Source organism: Janthinobacterium sp. SUN118 (genome assembly GCF_030397695.1).
Lineage (GTDB): Bacteria > Pseudomonadota > Gammaproteobacteria > Burkholderiales > Burkholderiaceae_D > Janthinobacterium.
Genome location: NZ_JAPUBV010000007.1, coordinates 27,049 through 45,711, shown reverse-complemented (window position 1 = coordinate 45,711; position 18,663 = coordinate 27,049). Strand labels below are relative to the sequence as shown.

5 protein-coding genes are annotated in these 18,663 nt (G+C 68.5%); all 5 read right to left on the bottom strand.

Features of this window, described 5'->3' with window-relative positions:
* Positions 1-130 precede the first annotated feature (130 nt).
* Positions 131-847: a hypothetical protein gene (locus O0880_RS27090; protein ID WP_232251005.1), complete on the bottom strand. Its 717-nt coding sequence runs from the start codon at positions 845-847 to the stop codon at positions 131-133.
* A 10-nt stretch (positions 848-857) separates the two neighbouring features.
* Complete coding sequence (locus O0880_RS27085; RefSeq protein ID WP_034753784.1) at positions 858-1,268, bottom strand: biopolymer transporter ExbD; 411 nt, start codon at positions 1,266-1,268, stop codon at positions 858-860.
* A gap of 13 nt (positions 1,269-1,281) precedes the next feature.
* Positions 1,282-3,072: a MotA/TolQ/ExbB proton channel family protein gene (locus tag O0880_RS27080; RefSeq protein ID WP_289889547.1), complete on the bottom strand. Its 1,791-nt coding sequence runs from the start codon at positions 3,070-3,072 to the stop codon at positions 1,282-1,284.
* A gap of 56 nt (positions 3,073-3,128) precedes the next feature.
* A complete protein-coding gene (locus O0880_RS27075; RefSeq protein ID WP_289889545.1) occupies positions 3,129-4,742 on the bottom strand; it encodes a ShlB/FhaC/HecB family hemolysin secretion/activation protein in 1,614 nt (537 codons plus the stop codon).
* A 143-nt stretch (positions 4,743-4,885) separates the two neighbouring features.
* Positions 4,886-18,538 (bottom strand): filamentous haemagglutinin family protein, encoded by a 13,653-nt coding sequence (locus O0880_RS27070; protein WP_289889544.1) that lies wholly within the window; start codon positions 18,536-18,538, stop codon positions 4,886-4,888.
* Positions 18,539-18,663 lie beyond the last annotated feature (125 nt).

Sequence of the window (18,663 nt, the reverse complement as noted above, 5' to 3'; positions counted from 1 at the left end):
CCTGATAAAACCGTCGCGAGCGGCAGTGCGTTGTGGCTGAGAAAGCGCAGCTGTGCGTATGCACGGGGACGCCGAGTCAGCGAGCATCGCAGGCCGCAAATCACAACGCGCAGCAGGTTTGGCCGGGTGTTCACGGCCGGCGGCCTTTGATGGAAACGCGGGCCGGGAACCGCAGCGACGCCGGCGGCCGCTCATCGGCGCGGAAATCGCGCACCATGGCCAGCACCAGTTCATCCGTCTGCGCATTGCCCGTGCCCTGCACCAGCAGCACCTTCGTCGTCCTGCCTTCCGTATCGAGCCACAGGTCGACGCGGATGTCGGCAAACGCCAGCTGGCGCGTGCGCGGATCGCGGGCGAAGGCCATCTGCAGCGCATTGGCCACGTAGCGCCCGTACGAGCCCGCACCGAGGCCGCCGCCACCGCCGCCGCCCGTCATGCCGCCGCCACGCCCGGCCTGGATGCCGAAGGCATCGCTGCCGGCCTGCGCCGCGCCGTCGATGGTGACGGGATCGCCCTTCTCCGGCGACGGGCTTTCCGGCGCGTCGTCCATGGGCTTGTCGGCCGGCGTCGGTTCCGGTTCCGACACTTCCGGCACGACCTTGTCGGGCGTCGGCTCCGGCAACTTTTCCGGTTCCGGCGGCGGCGGCGGGGGCGGCGGCAGCATCAGCATCGGCGTGGCCGCCACTTCGCGCTTGGTGGCCGCCGTGTCGGACAGCAGATACCAGACCAGCGCGGCCAGCGCGCCGGCCAGCAGCGCGGCGCCGGCCACGCCGCCCCAGCGGCGCCACCACAGCACCGCGCCCGACGGTTCCGAGGCCGCCATCTTCGTCATGTCGTCACGCTTCACCTTGCGCTCCTCATGCCGGCTTGCCGGTCACCAGGCCCACCTGGTTCAGGTCGATGCGGCGCAGCAGGTCGAGCACTTCGACCACTTTCGCGTATTGCACGGCCGCATCGCCGCGCACGATCACGGGAAAATCGGGCGTGAGCGCCTTTTCCGTGCGCAGGCGCTCTTCCAGCTCGGGCAGGGTGACGGGATAGGCGTCGAGGAAGACCTGGCCCGCGTTGTCGATGGTGATGGCCTTGGTCTTCGGTTTTTCCAGCGCCATGGCCGAACTGGCCTTGGGCAGGTCGACCTTGATGCCGGGAATGCTGGCGTTGCTGGTCAAAATGAAGATCACCAGCACCACCAGCAGCACATCGACGAAGGGCGTGATGTTGATGCCGCCGCTACGCTTGCGGGGGGTAAACTTGGCGGAGGTGGCCATGGTTATGCGCCCCTCACGCCTGTTGCAGCACGGGACGCATCTGGCGTCCGTCGCCCTGCTCTTCCGCCAGGCGCGTGGCGAATTCGTCGACGAAGACGGCCATGTCGGCAACGATGGCGTCCGAACGCGAGGACAGCCAGTTGTAGCCAAACAGGGCGGGAATCGCCACGCCCAGGCCGGCAGCCGTACACAGCAGCGCAGCGGCCATGCCCGGCGCCACCGAGTTGATGTCCACGGCGCCAGCCATGGCGGCCACGACGAACACCAGCATGATGCCGATCACGGTGCCGAACAGGCCCACGTATGGCGCGCCTTCGATGGTGGTGGACAGCCAGATCATGCGCTTGGACATGCGCTCGCTTTCGCGCACCATCACGCCATCCATGGCGGCGCGGATGGCGCCGATGGTGGCGTTCGAGACGGCGTTCAAGTCGTAGCCACGGTCATGGCGGCGGCGCATCTCGTCGATGGCCACATCGTACAGGCGCCACAGCGAGGAATCGGCCTTCACGGAGGCGCCCAGCTTGCCGCTGCGCGCCAGGTGGTCGAGCGGCGCGCCGGCCGCTTCGTGGAACGACTGCATGAATTGCGCATTGGCGCGCGAGATGGCGCCATAGCTGCGGCCCTTGCCGATCATGATGATCCACGACAAGACCATCATCAGGCCCAGCACGCCGACGACGATCCACGCGTCGAGCGGCATGGCGGCGATGATGAAGCCGAAATGGCTCTTGCCTGCCTGCTGTTCATCGGCGCCAAACACGGCCAGGCGCGATTCCGAACCTTGCGAGACGGCGTCGGCCAGCAGCAGCGCATCGGCACGGGCCGTGCGCGACAGGCGCAGTTCATCGATGGCGCCCGTGAAATTGCTCAGGAGGGCGGCGCCGGAAGCGGCCGGCGCCGCGTCGGCGCCCACCGAGGCGGCCGTGCCGAACGCCGGCAGGGCCGTGGCCAGCGAAACGGCCGGACGGCCGCCCACATACAGGGCCACGTTGTTCTTGTCGGCCTTGACGGCCAGGTGCGACCATTGCCCCGCCTGGATAGGCTGGCCTGGCTTGCTGCGCTGGCCATTCACTTGCACGAAGGGCACGCCCTGGTCCACGCCGATCAGCAACTCATTGGCGCCATCGCGGCGTGCATACAGCACTTGCTGCGGCCCCAGGTTGTCAGGGCGTACCCAGGCGGAAAAGGTGAACGCCGCGCCGGCGGCCAGCGCCAGCGATGGCGTGGCGGGCAGCATCAGCGGCGTGCTGCCCAAGCGGGCGCCCGTGCCGATGACGGAACCCTCCAGCGCCGGCACGGCCGTCTGGGCATGGTTGCCGTAGGCGGTGCTGTCGCGCGAAGGCACGCCCGGTTCGGCGAAGTGGTACACCAGGCTGTAGTCGGGATCGAAGGTGCGCTGGCCATTGCCGGAGGCGGGCGCCTTCGGATTGCCGTAGTACATCCACAGCTGCTGCGGCGTGCCTGCCGTCAGGGCCGGCACGTCGACCCAGATCAGGGCGATGCCCAGCAGCGGGTTGAATTGCTCGATCTGGTGGTTCAGCACGGTTTTATCGTCGCCGGCCACGAAGCGCAGGTCGGCGCCGCTGTCGCTGACGCCCTCGAAGTTGAAATTGCCCGAATGCAAGCGCAGCAGCACCGGGATACGGCCAGGATCGCCGCCCACGGCACCCGCCTTGGGACCGGCATCGATGGTGACGGGTTTGCGGTAAGCCCAGTCAGGTTGCCACCAGGCATGCGCCAGGCCGGGAGCGAGCGTGCCCAGGATCGTGAGCAGGAATAACAGACGTCGAAAACGTTGCATGACAGTGATTCTCCGAAGAAAAGTCTAGAAAAGTGCGGTACGGGTGCGCCGGACCGTCAATAACTGGCCGACAGGTTGAAGTTGATGCGCCGCACATGTTTGTGCGTGCGCGGGCCATCGCGCAGCGGATAGGCGAAATCGATGCGGCCATTCAGGTAGCGCAGGAACTGGAAACTGCTGCCCACGCCCACGGAAGCCAGGCCGAACAGGTCTTTCTGCTCGATCATCGGGTCGCGCAGGCGCAGGCGCGCGCCATCGGCAAAGGCAAAGAGGCGCCAGTTTTCCAGGCGGCTGAAATACGTCAGCTGCGGCGTGCGCCATTCGAGCGTGCCCGAGACGCCGTAGTCGCCCGTCGCTTCGGCCGACAGATAGCCGCGCACGGAATTGGCGCCGCCGGCGGCCATCTGCTCGCCCGACACGAGCGCCGCGTCGGCCAGCTGGCCCGACATGCGTCCGTGCAGCTGCGCGCCGCTGCCCAGGGTGACGGTGGCGTTGGCATCGCCCTTCAGCACGAGGAAGCTGGGCGAGGCCTTGTAGCGCTTGTTGTCGTAGGCGGCGCTGTCGCTGCCGTAGCCGAACGAGGCGCGCGTGCCGGCCACCAGCGACAGGCCCAGGCCGTACGTCGCCGTGTCCGTCTGCGCAAAACCGTTGTAGGCCACGCTGAGCGGCACGTATTTCAATGGAATGCTCGAGCCGGTGCCATTCAGTTTCAGCGCTTCCTGGTTATCCTTGAAGTCGATGCCGGCGGAAAAGCTGTGCCACCAGATGCCGCTGTTGGGCACCGTGTAGTTGACTTTCATGCCCAGCGCGTGGCCCTTGCCCAGCACGCTGGTGCCGCCGGTGCTGGCCACGTTGCTGTTCGACTGGTAGCCGGTCGCTTCCACGCTCCAGCCCTGCGTGCCGATGGGCGCCACGTACGAGGCGGACCACACCTTGGTCTGGTTCAGGTCGCCCGGCGTGCCGAAAAAGCTGATGGTGGCGCTGTGCCCGAGCTGCCACAGGTTGTCGTGGCCGACCGACATGCTGGTGCGCAACTTCTTCGTATCGGCGCTGTAATCGTTGTTCAAGCCGACGCTGGCGCGCCACGGGCTGCTGTCGTCGACCTTCAAGTCCACGTCCATGGTGCCGGGCAACGTGCCCTGGCGCACCAGCGGCATCACCTGGCGCTTGGGCCCGCGGTTCAGCGCCGTCAGCTCCACCTGCGCCTGGGTAAAGTCGGGCACCGTGCCTTCCGTCAGGGCCGGCACCTGCTGACGCACGTCGAGCGGCGAATTGTATTGCGCGCCCACCACGCGCAGGCGGCCCACTTTCGTTTCGCTCACCTGCAGCACCACGATGCCCTGCTCCACCTGCTGTTCCGGCAAGTCCACGTAGACGGACTGGTAGCCGCGCGCCTGGTACGCCGCCACGAGGGCGTCGCGCGCCCCTTCCACGTCCTTCAGGGTGCGGCCCGGCCCCAGGAACGGCGTCACGGCCTCTTCGATGGCACGGGCGTCGAGCACGGTATTGCCGCGCACCAGGTATTCCTCGATCGTCACCTGGCGTTCCGGCACGGCGGCCACGGCTTCCTGCGCGCGCGCCAGGCCGGGCAACGCCAGCATGGCCAGGCACAGCATCGTCAAGGCGGTCGCGGGCGCCGCGGGCCTGCCCTTCTTTTTCATTTCACGCATCTTCCATTCACCTTAAAATCAAACGGTTGCCCTGTGTTGCGGCGCTGGGCCGGCGGTTTTCCTTGCTGCCGATACTGATCTACTGATGCCTAGACAGCCGCCGCGCGCGGCGACTGTCAAATGTCATCAAATGTTCATAAAACTCACGGCTGCAGGCCGCGCCGCTCGTTTGGCGTCAGCGCCTGCAGCTGCGGCGGCGTCAGCGGACCCGCGCCCAGCACCTGCACCACGCCGGCCGGCTGGTAGGCGGATGCCTGCGGTTCGCCGCCCTGCAGCTTGCCGGCGCCGCCCTCGTCCGCCTGCTCGTTGCCAAAGCCCAGCACCTTCACCGTGAACAGCGACGGCAGCGCCTGGCGCGTGGCGGCCCGTTCACGCTGCAGCACCTCCTGCGCCGCGCCCACGGCCTGCGTGGCGGCCGCGCTGGCATTGCTGAGCGCGCCCACGTTCACGGAAGCGATCACCGGCATGCCCGTGGACTTGCCCTGCACCTGGATGTTTTCCGCATTCACCACCTGCAGGGCCGCCAGGTTGACGTTGCCCGAGACGCGGATGCCCGCCTCGCCCGCGTCGATGCTGCCCAGCGGGGCGATCAGGTCGATGTCGCCGGGCGGCACCTCCGGGATCGGGTTCAGGGTGGCGATGCCGGCACCCGTGCTTGGCGTGCTCGGCGACAGGCTGACGAGGCCGATGCTGTCGTAGGTACGGCGCTGCGGCGTGTAGACGACGGTGGACTTGGTGCCGCGGCCCGCATTGATGTCGCCCGTGGCCGACCAGGCCAGGATGTTGCCGCCGAAGGTGGTGAAGATGCGGCTCTGGCCCAGCAGGATGCTGTCTCTCGCATACATCTGGATCTCGCCCGCCCCCTGCGTCAGCACGCCCGAGCCTTCACCCGGCGCATAGCCGCCATCGACGCCGATCAGCGCGCGGCCGCCCGGCACCGCGATGCCGATATCGCCGCCGAAATCCGTGTGGATGCCGGCATCGTTGACGATCACGTGCGGCACGTTGACGACCGGACGCCCCGCCTCGGCCCACTCCTGCGGACTCAGGTAGCGCACGCCCGCGACCGGCCGCTTGGTATAAATGCCGTCGTAGTCGTTGACCGTGTACAGCGCGCTGCTGAACATCGTCAGGTCGCCCTTGTACTCGATCTTCTTGCCCGCCTTGTCCTGGGAGGGGAACAGGGTGGCGATGGCTTCGCGGCCGCGCAGGTAGCTGCCGCGGCGCATGCCGTCCGGATCGTTGTATTCGCGCCCGGCCGCCTTCAGTTCGGCAAAGTAGACATTGCTCAGGTACACCTGCTGCTGTTCCTTCGGCAAGGCGGCAAAGAAGCTGCGCGCATCGGTGGCCGGGTCGTAGCGGATGCCCAGGCCGCTGTCGCCGCCAAAGCGCGTCGTCAGCCAGTTCACCAGGTGCAACTGGCTGACCAGCGCGTATTCGCGCGCCAGGTCGCGCCGCACGCCGCCCGTTTGCGAGCCGGCCTTTTCCAGTTCCGCCTGTTTCGTGCCGAGGAAGGCGGAAGCGCCCGCCTCGTCGCCGCCATAGCCGAACTGGCCGCGCAGCCAGTCGGCCAGGGTCAGCTTGCCGCCGTAGACGTACACGGCGCTGCCGGCCTGGTCGGCCAGCGGGCGGCCCGGGTCGGCCAGCTTGGCCGGGTCCAGGTAACGCGCCGCGAAGGCCGCATAGTCGGGGCCATTGCGGCCCACGCCGGCGGCCACGCTGATGCCGGCGCCATTGCCGCGCTGGCCGGGACCGGTGCCGACGATGGAACCGAGGCTGCGCAATTCGGCCTTGTCGGCCATGTACAGGTCGCGCCCGGCGCTCACGTTGAGCTGGCCCGGTCCCGCCACATAGAAGGTGCTGTAGCGGATGTCGCGCCCGGCGCTGACGACGGAGATGTCATCGGCATGGCGGTGCACGAACAGATTGCCGCGCGCCGACGAGCTACCGGGGACGACCGGCTTGTCCGGATAGTCCGGCCGGCCGACAAAGCCCTGGCTGGTCCATCCGGCCGCGCCGTCCGGCACGTCTTCGACGCTGCCGAGCGGCGTGCCCGAATTGACGATGTCGCGCCCGGCGCGCACGGCCACGGCGCCACCGCCCTCGTACCACACGCCCAGCGGACCCACTTCTCCCTTCAGCGTAGCCCGGTACACGATGCCGCCCGTGCGCAGGCCGACGATGTCGCCGCTGTTGGCATAGAAATGCGCGGGCAGCTGGCCCACGGGCACATAGTCCGACACCGTCGGTGCCGTCATGCTGAACAGCGGATAGGTCTGTGCATCGCCGCCGGCGCCATTGGCATTCCCGGCAAACGACTTCAGCGGCGAAGGCGCCAGCGCATTCGTGCTGACGTTATGCAAGGGCAACAGGCCGAACCAGACCTTGTCCAGCGCCCCGACGAAGCCCGGATTGAACGGGTTCGGCAAGAGGCGCGGGTCGGCGCCCGATGGCGTGATCGGATAGCCGGCCGCATGGATGGAATCGGCGGCCAGCATTTCCAGCTGGCCCGTGCCCGTCTTGACGAATTGCGGCGCCACCGGCGACGGCGCCAGGATCACGCCGTTTTGCGGCATGTCGACCTTGCCGCCCTCGCCCAACCTGCCCAGGCTGGCATTGCCGTAGTACAAGCTGCCGCTGGCAGCCACGGCGCGCAGCACGGACGGCATGACGAAACGTCCGTCCGAGGGCGCATGGTTGTTGCCCGTCAGCGTATTGATCCAGGCGGACGTCGGCGTCAGGTTGCCGCCGGCGCTGAACAGGTCGATGGCCGTGGCCGGCGTCCACAGCGAGAACCAGCTCCAGCCCTCGCCGGCGCGCTCGACGCCCTGGTAGTTGAACGGCGAACCGTTGCCCAGCTGCTTGACGCGGCCCGCATCGGCCGTGCCGCCCAGCACCAGGTCGCCGCGCGCATCGATGCGCACGCCGCTGTCGCCCGGCACCAGGATCGGCCCGCCGCTGGCAATCGCCGTGCCCGCCGTATAGGTTTCATACGGCCGCGATTCCTTCGGATCGGCACGGTCGAAACGCAGCTCGACACCGCCCACGGCGCCCGCCTCAATGCGCAGCGCGCCGCGCAGGTTCGTGAAGGTGCTGTTGAGCGTGGGATACTGGCGCTCGAAGCGCGTATCGGCATTCGAGGCATCGCTGTTGCGGTCGAAACTGCGCACCTCGGCAACAGGATTGAGCCCGCCGCCGATGCGGATGTCGAGGTCGCCGCCGCCCGTCAGCAGCAGCTTGCCGTCCGGCGTCACCCTGCCCGTGCTGCCCACGGCCACGTTCAGGCCCTGGCTGCGCGGCTCGTACTCGCCGCCCGGATCCGCGCGCGAGGTCAGCATGCCGGCATCGCCGCCCGCCTGCAGCAGCACATTGCCGCCACCCAGGGTGCCGATGCCCGTAAAGCCCGACACGGCCGGCTGGCCGGCATACAGCTCGCTGCCGTCGGGACGCGCGACATAGGTGCCGAAGTTGATCCACCATGCCGTCGGCACGCCCGCGCCCGTGCTGCCGCTGCCCTGGCGCCACAGCCAGGTGCCGATGTCGCTGGTATCCTGCTGCCGGCTCAGGACGCCGATGGCATCCTCGCGGCGCTGCGTGGCGGTGCCCACGGTATCGCCCTTGACGTCGCCCTGGGCGCGCAGCAGCAGGTTGCCGCCGTGCTCCGGATACCAGGCGCGGTACAGGCTCTCGCTGCCGCCATCGACGAAGCGCGTCAGCTTGTTGTCCAGGGTGCCGAGCAACTGGCCCTTGGCATTGACGCCGCGCGGCAGGTTGAACAGATCCTTGCCATCGACCAGCGGCGAGGCCGACTGCGTGCCCGCCGTGTAGACGCCGTACAGCGAACGCATGTCGAAATCGCCGGCGGCCAGCAGGTCGAGATCGCCCGTGCCCGTGCGCAGCACGCTGAACAGGGGCTGGCGCGCCGGCTCCACGGTGGTCACCGTCTCGGGTGGCGTGCCGTCGGCAATCTTGACCACCAGATTGGCATAGTATTCCAGCATGAATTGCTCGCCGCCCCAGTCATCGACGTTGACCTCGCCTTCCGGAAATCCCATCTCGATGGCTTCTGCGCTGTAGATATATTTGCCCGGCAAGCCCGTGCCCGGCTTGATCGACGTCCTTTCCCCCATGCCGTAATGCGTATCGGCCAGCATCAGATGCGCGTCCTTCGCATGCGGCCGCAGCGCGCGCGTGTCGGCCGCGGCCGTATCGGCGCCACCCACCAGGCGCAGCGACCACGCTTGCGCCCCCTGGGCCAGCATGGGCGCCAGCGCCAGGTTGCGGCCCTGGCCACCGGTGCCGCCCACTGGGCGCAGCGCCACCATGGCCGCATCGTCAGGCAGCTTGACCATGGTGCCGGCGGGCAGCACGCTGCCCTTGTCCAGCGCCAGCGCGGAAGCCAGCACCACGCCGTTGACGGGATTCCATTCATCGCCCAGGTCCCACGGCTTGCCTTCCGGGAAGGGCAAGGCCACATTCGCGGGCCACACCATGGCCGCCACCTTGGCCGCGCCAGGCAGGCGCAGGCCGGGATCGAGCTGCATGCCGCTCGATAAGGTCAGCGCCTTCTGCAAGACCGTGCCGGCCGCGTACAGCACGCTGCCATCGGCGTTGCGCACAGCACCGCCCAGCACACTACCGGCCGGCAAGTTCAACTCCGCCGTCAAGGTGGCGCGCGCCGCCAGCAAGGTGCCGCCGCGCAACTGCATCGGCTTCATCGGCACGGCGAAATTGAGGCTCGTGCCCGATTTGAAATACGTCTCCTCGGCCAGGGTCACCAGGCCACCTTGCGGCACGACGACATCGCCGCCCCACGGCAAGCGGCCCTTCACCAGTTGCCAGCCCTGGTCGTCCGACGTGACGGGCAAGCTGCGGGTATCGAAGCCATCCGTGATGCTGCCAAAGACGCTGAGCTTGCCGCCGGCGCGCACGACCAGCGCGCCCGCCTCGCCCGAGCCGTACACGCCACTCAGGCGCGCCAGCGGATTGACGCCGTCGTAGCGGTGGCCGGACAGGTCGATGTCGCCATCGATATGCAGGTCGCCGTCCGCCGTGGCGCTGACGATCTCGACGCCGGGACGCAAATGGAAGGCGTTGGCGTCGCCGCGCAAGCCGCGCAGCTTGCTGTTCATCAAGTTGCCGTTCGCCAGCGCGTGTCGCATGAAATCCTGGCTGTCCGCGTGCTTCTCGTCCAGGTAAGCCTGGTCGATGCTCTGGTAGTTGCGGCCGTCCGCATCCTTGCCGGCGCCGGCCGGTGCATCCTTGTATTGCCAGAAGGCGTTCACATGGATGTTGCGCGCGCCGGCGATGTTCAGCGCGCCGGCCGCATCGATGTCGATATCGTCGCCCGTGGCGCCGCCCAGGCGGCGCGCGTTCAAGTCGATGCTGCCGTAGTTGCCGCCTTGCGCTGACTCGCCGCTGCGCAGGTCGAACCGCGCGCCGCCTTCCAGGGTCAGGCGTCCGCCAGCCGACGCGAGTTCGATCACGGCGCGGTTCGGCGCCTCGATCGCCTGTCCGTAGCTGTCCGTGCGCAGCACCGTGCCATGCGCGTCGAGCACGGCGCCGGACTGGATGGTGACGCCGTCGCGGCCGGCCAGGCGGATGCTGCCCACCTGTTCGCCGCTGGCGTCGATGCGGCCGTTCACCGTCAGCGCGCCGCCATCGACGGATACGCTCACTTCGCGCGCCTTGACCTCGTCGCCGATAACCAGGTCGCCCTGCTTGAGCTGGAAGCTGCGGCTGCCGTACACCTTGCCCGTGTTCAGGCGCTGGTTCAGGCCGGCGAAGTCGCCGATCCGCTGGGCGCGGATCTCCGCGCCGCCGGCCGCGTACGGCACCAGGGTGCCGCCCGCGTCATAACGGCCGCTGGCGCCGCCCAGCAAGCTGCCGCGCAAGTCGGCCGTGCCCGCCGCGTCGCCCGTGGCGATCACGCTCAGCTTGCCGGCGCGGTTGTTCACGGCCGACAGGTCGATCACGGAGGCGGCCGCCTGGCGCACGTCGCCTGCGCGGCTGTCGAGGATCACGTCGCCGCCCCAGCTGTATTTGCTGGTGTCGTAGAAATCGATCTTGCGGCCCGCCAGGTCCAGCTTGGCCTTGTCGCCCAGCAGCACATCGCGCTCGGCCGACAGCGTCAATTTTCCGCTTGGCAAGACCACCGACGTATCCACGCTGACATTGTTGCCACTGAGCGCCACTTCGGCGCCCAGGGCGCCGGCCAGCGCCGCATTCGTCGGCGTGGCGGCGGCAGCGCCTGCCGGCGCGCTCACCTTCAGGTCGCCGCCCGCCGTGATGCGGTTGATGGAACCGGCCGCGCCCGTCAGCAGCGGCGTGTTGATCACGACGTCGCCGCCGCTGTAGCGGTAGCCATTGATGGCCGTGTCCCACGCGCCCTGCGACTGGTAGACGGACAGGCCGCCCTTGTTGTTCGCCGTGACCTGCTCGCTGGCGTTCAGCGCCACCTGGCCGAAGCCCAGTATCAAACGGTCGAGGTTATGGATGGTGTCGGGACGGCTGTCCGGCGTGAAGCCGAACTCGATGCGCTTGGCATCGACCTGCAGCCGGCCGCTGCCCGTGCCGGGGCCCGCCGTGACGACGGCGCCGGGCGCATTCGTCGCCCCCTGCCACACGAGGGTGTCCGTGTGGATGCGCGCCAGCGCATCCGCGCCGCCATAGCCGTAGATGGCGGGCGTATTGAGCACCAGACGCGACAGCGACGACTTGCCCGTGGCCGCATCGATGGTCGACAGCTGCGTCGAATCATAGAAGTTGAAGGAATTGCGCGCCGTCAAGCCCAGGCTTTCCAGTGCCGGTGCGCCCGTGCTGGTATCGCCGCGCAGCAGGCGGTCGAGCACGCCCTGGTTCAGCGCCAGGCCATCGGGCAGGGCGCCACGGGCGCTGGCGTCCGCCAGCGAGGCTTCGCTGCCGATATTGATCGAGCCCATCGCCAGCACCAGGTTGCGCGTGCCGTAGCGCACGTTGTCGCGCAGGGTAAACGCGCGCTCCGTCACGGCGGCGATGGTGCCTTCCGAATACAGCGCGGTGCTGCCGCCGCAAACGCCATTGACCTTGGCGCAGGCGCCGATGTCGATGATGCCGGGGCCATACGATTCGGACGGCGCGCGCGCGGCCGGCAGCATGTCCAGCCAGCCGTTCGAGACGGCCAGCACGCTGCCCATCGGCTGGTAGACATAGCCGTCGCGCGAGTCCCAGGCCGCCTTGCCACGGCCCAACGTATTGATGCCGGAACCCTGCTCGAGAATGATGCCGTCGTTTTTTTTCGTCGTCACCAGGAACACTTCGGCCGCCTTCAGCACGGCGCCGTCGCGCAACACGATGCCGCCCGCCGATTCGTTGACGGCGGCGATATTCGCACGCTGGTTGCTGCCCGTGGCGAAATCGCTGTAAGTCACGCGCGGCAAGCCGCCGATGCCCACGCGCTGGGCGCCAAAGGCGTTGATCTGCGAAGCGTGCACGGAGACGCCATCGAAGTCGGCCAGCGCCGACGTGCCGTCGGCCAGCACCTGATAGCGGGTCGACGCATGGCCGCCCGTCCCCAGCAGCAGGGAGCCGCCAAAGCCGCCCTCGGCCGGCGCGTACAGGGCGCTGCCATCCATCATCAATGGCGTATGGTTATCCTCGACGCCGTGCAGGGACGGGGCGATCAGCTGCAGCCGCACGGCCTTGGCGTCGCGTTCGAGCATGGCGCGCGGCACGCCGTCGCGCGTGGCTTGCGCCATGGCAAAGGCGGCATAGCCCGTTTCATTGTATTGCGAATAGCTGCGCAGCACGTCGGCCGGCGTCAGGATGACCTGGCCCGGCACGGCGTCGCGGATGGCCGTGCCGGCGATGCCCGTCTGCGCCGCCGTGGCATACGAACCGTTGCGCATGGTCACCGTGCCGCCCGCCTCGACGGCGCCGGCCAGGCCATTCAATTCCACACGGAAAGCGCCCGGCAGCAAGGCGAAATTCGATGGCAGCAGCGTGTAGGTGCCGGCCGCCAGGCCGGGCACGCCCGCGCCTATGGTGATCTGGCGTCCCACGGCCGGCTTGCCCGCGCCCTGCTCGGCCATCAGCGGCGCCACGTCCGGCTGCACGCCGGGAATGATGGCGTACACGGGGTTGGTATTCAGGCCGGGCAAGGTAAAGCCGCCGTTCGGCTTCATCTGCACCAGCGGATTGAGGCGCGCATCGGTGGAGCCGCCCCGTCCTGCCAGGAAGGCCGCGCCCGTCAAGGTGCCGCCGCCCGACAGGTCGAGCACGGCGCCGGCTTGCACATCGACGGCGGCGCCCGTCAAGGCGATCTCGGGGCCGTTGCCCACGCCCTTGAACACGACGTCGTTGCCGTCATACAGGTAGCTGAGGCCATCGAGCGTGCCGCCGTACGGCATGGTCAAGCCTTTCGCACTGACGGAGGTGATACTGCCCGGCAGCAGGTTGACATGGCCCGTATACGCTTCATAGCCTTCGGCGCCCAAGTTGATCTGCCCCAGCGGTGCGCGCAGCACGCCGCGCTGGTTGATCGTGGGCGCAACCAGGCTCAGGCTGCCAAAGACGGAAAAAGGTTGATTCGGCGTCGCGCTGCCGGCGCTGCGCTCGATATTCAGGGTGCGCAGCGGATCGAGCGTGACGCGCACGATGCCGTATTCGTCGACGCGGCTGCTCTGGCCCACGGTGACCATGCCGCTGTCGCCCGCGGCCGGGTAGATTTGCGCCGCGGCCAGGGTGGCATTGCCCGGCTGGTACAGGGCGGCGTTGTTCGACAGGCGCATATCGCCTCGGCTGTTGAGGGTCAGCTGTTCGAAGGCATCGCGTTCGACCGCCAGCGGCTTGCCGCTGCTCTGCACGATCTCGCCGCGCGTGCCCATGTTGACCTCGCCCGCGAGATCGAACATGCCCGCGTCGATCTGCAGCAGGGACGCGTCGGCCACCAGCGGCACGCCCAGCATGCCGCGCCCTTTGCCCAGGTTTTTCGACCCCTTGACGGCATTGGGCACGATGAAGTTATCCTTTTGCGCGCGCGTGGCCGTTCCCAGCCGCACATACGGCGCCGCCAGGTGCACCTGGCTGGCAAGGCTGTGCTGCTTTTCCTGGCCATCCGCCTCCGGCTGCTGCGGCTGCTGCGCCAGGCCCAGCGACGTGGCGCTCAGGCGCAGGCTCTGGCCCAGCGCCAGGTTGACGTCGCCATCCATGCTGAGCATGCCGTTGACATGCAGCGCCAGGTTGTCGAAACCGCCGGCCTGCACGCGGTCGGCTCCCAGGCGCGCACTGCCGTAACGCAAGGCCTCGTCCTGCTGGCCGGCGCGCAAGTCGGCCGGCAAGGCGCTGTCGCCCTGTACCTGGGCCAGCACGAATTCGCGCGGCACCCGCACCACATTGTCGACGGCGCCGCCTTGCAGCGTCTGGCGGTCCACCTGGCCATAATTGGGCGCATCCAGCGCCAGCGCCAGGGTGCCGCCGGCCGCGCCGGCGCCACCGGCCGCCGCGCGCAACGTGCCGTCGGCAAAGATGCCGTTATACGAACTGAGCGAAATCAAACCGCCGCTGCCGGCCACGTTGACGGCACCCTGATTCGGCAAGTCGAGGGTGGCGGCCGCGCCGCTGGCGTCGAGCAGGGCGCCCGGACGCACGACGACAAAGGCGTCGGCCGCGTCGACGCTGGCGGCGTCGGCCTTGTAGCGGGCGCCGATTTCAATGCTGCCGCCCTTGTCGGCGCGGCCATAGCGGCCGCCGCGCATGTCGGTGGCGACGGTGGCGCGGCCGGCCACGTCGAGCACGGCATGCTCGCCGATCCAGATCGAGGTGGCTTGTCCCTTGCCGTTCGGCACATCCGCATCGCTGCCCGTGCCAAACGTCCCCGGCAGCACGGCGATCTTGCCGCCCCAGGCGTCGAGCCGGCCGTCGATGCTGACCTGGCCATTGCCCGTCAGGCCGATCTGGCGGCCCGGATCGACCTTGATGACGGCGCCTTCCTGCACCGCCAGGCTACCCTTCACGTACGGGCTGCCGGCCGTCAGCGCCAGGTCGGCGCCGGCACGCTGCGTCAAACGGCCCTTGCGCGCATCTTCCTGGTACAGCTCCGGCGTCCACACTTCCAGCGCGGCACCCGGATCGGTGCCGCCCGCCACCGTATGGCCTGTGGCGGGATTGAAGCGCAGCACGGGCATCGTGACGTCGATATGCGCATCCTTCACCACCACGACGCCGTCGCGGCCCGTGACGGCGTAGTCGGCAAAGCCGCTCTGGAACAGGCTGGCATCGAGCGCCAGCAAGGGCTGGACGGCAACGTCGCGCCCCAGCGCGATACCGGACGGCAGCAGCTGGCCACGCGGCGCGACCAGCGCTTCGGCAGCGATGCTGCCGGCCGCATACTGCGTCGTCATCGGCAGGATGGGCAAGCCGTTCGGGAAGGCCGCCGCCGAGACGACGAAGCCGGCATTCAAGCCGTTGATCGACGTCAACACGCTACCGGCGGGAACGATGCTGCCGCTGCCGAGATACGTCGTGCCGTTGACGACGACCTGCGCGCCCTGCGGCACCACCATGGCGGCCCCCAGGACCAGCGGTTTCTGCGCCGACACGTCCACCGTCACGGCTTGGCTCAAGGTCTGGCCCGGCTTGATGTGGCTGGTGCTGAGCGCGAAATCGAAGGGGATCTTCTCGCCCTTGGCAATCGGGAATGCATCGACGAGGCGCAGGCCGACGGGGGCGCTGGCGCCCGCCTGCAGCACGTCGCCGCCGTCGAACAGCTTGCCGCCGAGGCTGACGGCGACGCCGCTGTCGATCACCAGGCGACCGCCGCCCTTCACGCCATGGCCGCGCAGCTCGCCATCGAGCTTGAGCAAGGCGCCCGTCGGCGTTTTTTCGCGCGGCAAATCGACGGCCAGGGTGATGTCGCCGCCACGGCCGCCCTGCAGGCTGCCATTGCTCATCAGGGCGGCGCCGGACGAAACGTCGATGACGCTGCCGCCGGCGAGTTCGATGCCGCCGGAGCTCTTCAGGCTGACCTTGCCGCCATTCACATACGGCAAACCGCTGCTGGCGACCGGGTCCAGTTCCAGGTTGCTCCACACGCCGCGCGCGTCGAGGCGCACGCCGGGCGCCACGCGCACGCCCGCCGGGCCCGCTGGGCGGCTGTCCGGCGACACGGGCACATCCATCCACACGGCGCCCGCGTTGGCCAGGTAGCGCGACACCATATTGCCGGCAGAGATGCTGCCGCTGCGCGCACTGACATTGGCCTTGATGGCCACGTCGGTGGCGTGCAGGGCGATGTCGCCGCCATCGGCCACGCGCACGTCGGCGTTGACGTCGAGCTTGTCGTAGGCATGGATAGTCAGCGCGCCCAGTTCCAGCCCGTTGAGCCAGTCCGCGTCGAGCTGCAGGCTGGCGCGGCGCGCGGCCGGCAGGGCCTCGCCCAGCAGCTGGCCATCGGCGATGGCGGCCACCTTGCCGATCTCGACCTTTTCCAGCACGGCTTGCGGGCTGTCTCGCAACTGGCCCGCCTTCGTATCGAAGACGGGCGTCATTTTGCCGACGATCAATTGACCGGCGCGTGCCGCCGATGTCTGCACCTGCCGGTAGCCATCCATGCCTTCATCGCGCTTGCGCTGCTGGCGCTCACCCTGGAACACGGCCGTGTCGATATCGCCTTCCAGCACGGCCGCGCCCGTGGAAACGATCAGACGGCCCGCATCGCGGCCCACCGTATAGCCGTTTTCCAGGCGTTCGCGCGGGCCGATCAAGGCATTCGCATGGTTTTCCGTCGTGCTCGCGCCCCAGCGCGCATGCGTGCTTTCATGGCCGCGGTACAGGCCCGTGTACAGATTGTCGCCGGGGGCCGTCGCCAGCTTGTACAGCTGGCCGTCGGCGCCCTTCAGCCACGTCTGCTTGACCATGCCCGTCTGCACGTCCAGCGAACCGCCGGCGATGTTGATGCGCGAGCCGGCCTGCGTCACGACTTCGCCGCCGCCGAAGGCCACGGTGCCGCCCTGGGCCGCCCATTCGCCGATGCCGTGGCCGCTGGTATTGAGGTAGCCGCTCACTTCCAGCAAGCCGCCGGCCGTGTACCAGCGGTCCGTGGCGTAGCCGTTGGTGCCGGCCGGCACCAGCACCAGGTCGCGGCGATCGACCCACACATCGCTGTTGTTCAGGTACTTGGCGTCGCGGCTGCCGGGCGCGTCGCGCTGCTCGTTGCCCTGCACGTTGATCAGCACATTGTTGCTGCTCATGGCGACCTTCACGCCGACGGCGCCGGAGACGTCGATGGCAGCGTCGCGCGCCACATGGCTGCGGCGGGCCGCATCGACCAGCACCTGGCCGCCCGTGGCCAGGGTCAGCGAATCGCCTTCGAACTCGACGTTGCCAGCCGAAGCGATGCGCACCAGCGACTGGTCGCGCCGGTCCGCGATGCCTTCCGTGCTCTTGCCCGCATCTTTCAGCAGGGCATCGCGCTGCACGTCGAGCGCCGTGGCGCCGTTGTCGTCGATGACGATGGCGCTGACGCTGCCGCGCGCCAGGGTGACGTCGGCGTTCTCGCCCGCCGCCGCCAGGTGGATGGTGCCGCGTCCGTTGACATTCGTGCTCGACAGCAATACGCCATCCTGGCGCACGCGATTGCCGCTGAGCGTGATGTCGCCGCTGGCCGACTCGATCACGCCGTTGTTGACGACGGCGCCGGCGCTGCTGCCGGCCGTGCGCAGCATCTCGACTTCATTGCCGCGCGTACTCGAATACTGGTTCTTGTCCGTGCCCATGCCCTGGCGCACGACGATGGCGTCGCCGGCCGCCAGGGTCGTCTGGCCATTCGGCGTGGTGATGGCGCCCGCATTCTCGACGGCACGTCCGGCCAGCAGCACATAGCCGCCGCCTTCCGTCACCGTTTGCGGCTTGCGCGTGTCGATGCGCGCGCCGGCGGCGACGACAACGTCAGCCTCGGCCTTGCCATGCGTAAAGGCATTCTGGCCCAGCACCAAGTCATTCGCGAAGGTCGGCACGGCGCCCGCGCCCTGCGCCTTGCCGTACAGGCCGCTCTTGAACTGGCTGTCGCTCATGCCCATGGCGGCGGCAGCCAGGTTGCGCGTATCGACCTGGCTGCTGCCCGTAAACACGATGCCATTGCGGTTGACGATCATCACCGTGCCGTCGGCCTTGATCTGGCCCTGGATCTGGCTCGGGCGCGCCAGCGGATCATTGACGCGGTTCAATACGGACCAGTTCGATTTCTGGTCGAATTGCAAGGTGGTGTTCTTGCCGACGTTAAAGCTTTCCCAGTTCAGTATCGCCTTGTCGTCCGTCTGCACGACCTTCACGACGCTCTTGCCGTCGGCCTGTGTCTGCACGGGCGCCTGGGCATTGAGCCAGCCCGCCGTCAGGCTGTTGCTGTCGACCTGCAAGCCGCCCTTGACCAGGCCGTCCGGTGCGCCGCCGGCCGCCAGCGCGGCCTGGCGCGCGGCGGCCTGCACCGCCTGCTCGGCGGCGATGCCGCGCGCAGCCAGCAAGAGGTTGTTCAACGATTGCTGCAGCTTGCCTTCCGCCTTCTGCTGCTGGGCCTGGGGATTGTTCAGCAAGGCGGCCGGCTGGCCATTCGGCAAGCGTCCCGTGGCGGTGGCCGCGCCCTGCTGCGCACCCTTGCCGGCGAACCAGGCACCGCTGAACGGCTGCTGCGCCTGCGCGCCACCGGCCTGCAGCAGCATGGCGATCGCCAGTGCCAGCGGTTTCAATCGCACCGGGTGCTGCTTCTGGCGGTCCGCCGTGGCGGAGGAGGATGCGTGTTTCGTGACCGACTTGCTTCGCTGCATGGCGACATTCCCTTTTCATGTTCCGTTGCTGACCGATATCGCGAGTCGGCGCGCGGCACGCACGGGGGCGGGCGGCAGGCACTGTTTCGCGGCTTCCAGCAGCATTGACAGGGGACAAGGTCCGG

Coding starts and splice junctions, on each gene's coding strand:
- O0880_RS27080 (WP_289889547.1), bottom strand. CDS start 3,072: ATGCAACGTTTTCGACGTCTGTTATTCCTGCTCACGATCCTGGGCACG.
- O0880_RS27070 (WP_289889544.1), bottom strand. CDS start 18,538: ATGCAGCGAAGCAAGTCGGTCACGAAACACGCATCCTCCTCCGCCACG.
- O0880_RS27075 (WP_289889545.1), bottom strand. CDS start 4,742: ATGCGTGAAATGAAAAAGAAGGGCAGGCCCGCGGCGCCCGCGACCGCC.
- O0880_RS27085 (WP_034753784.1), bottom strand. CDS start 1,268: ATGGCCACCTCCGCCAAGTTTACCCCCCGCAAGCGTAGCGGCGGCATC.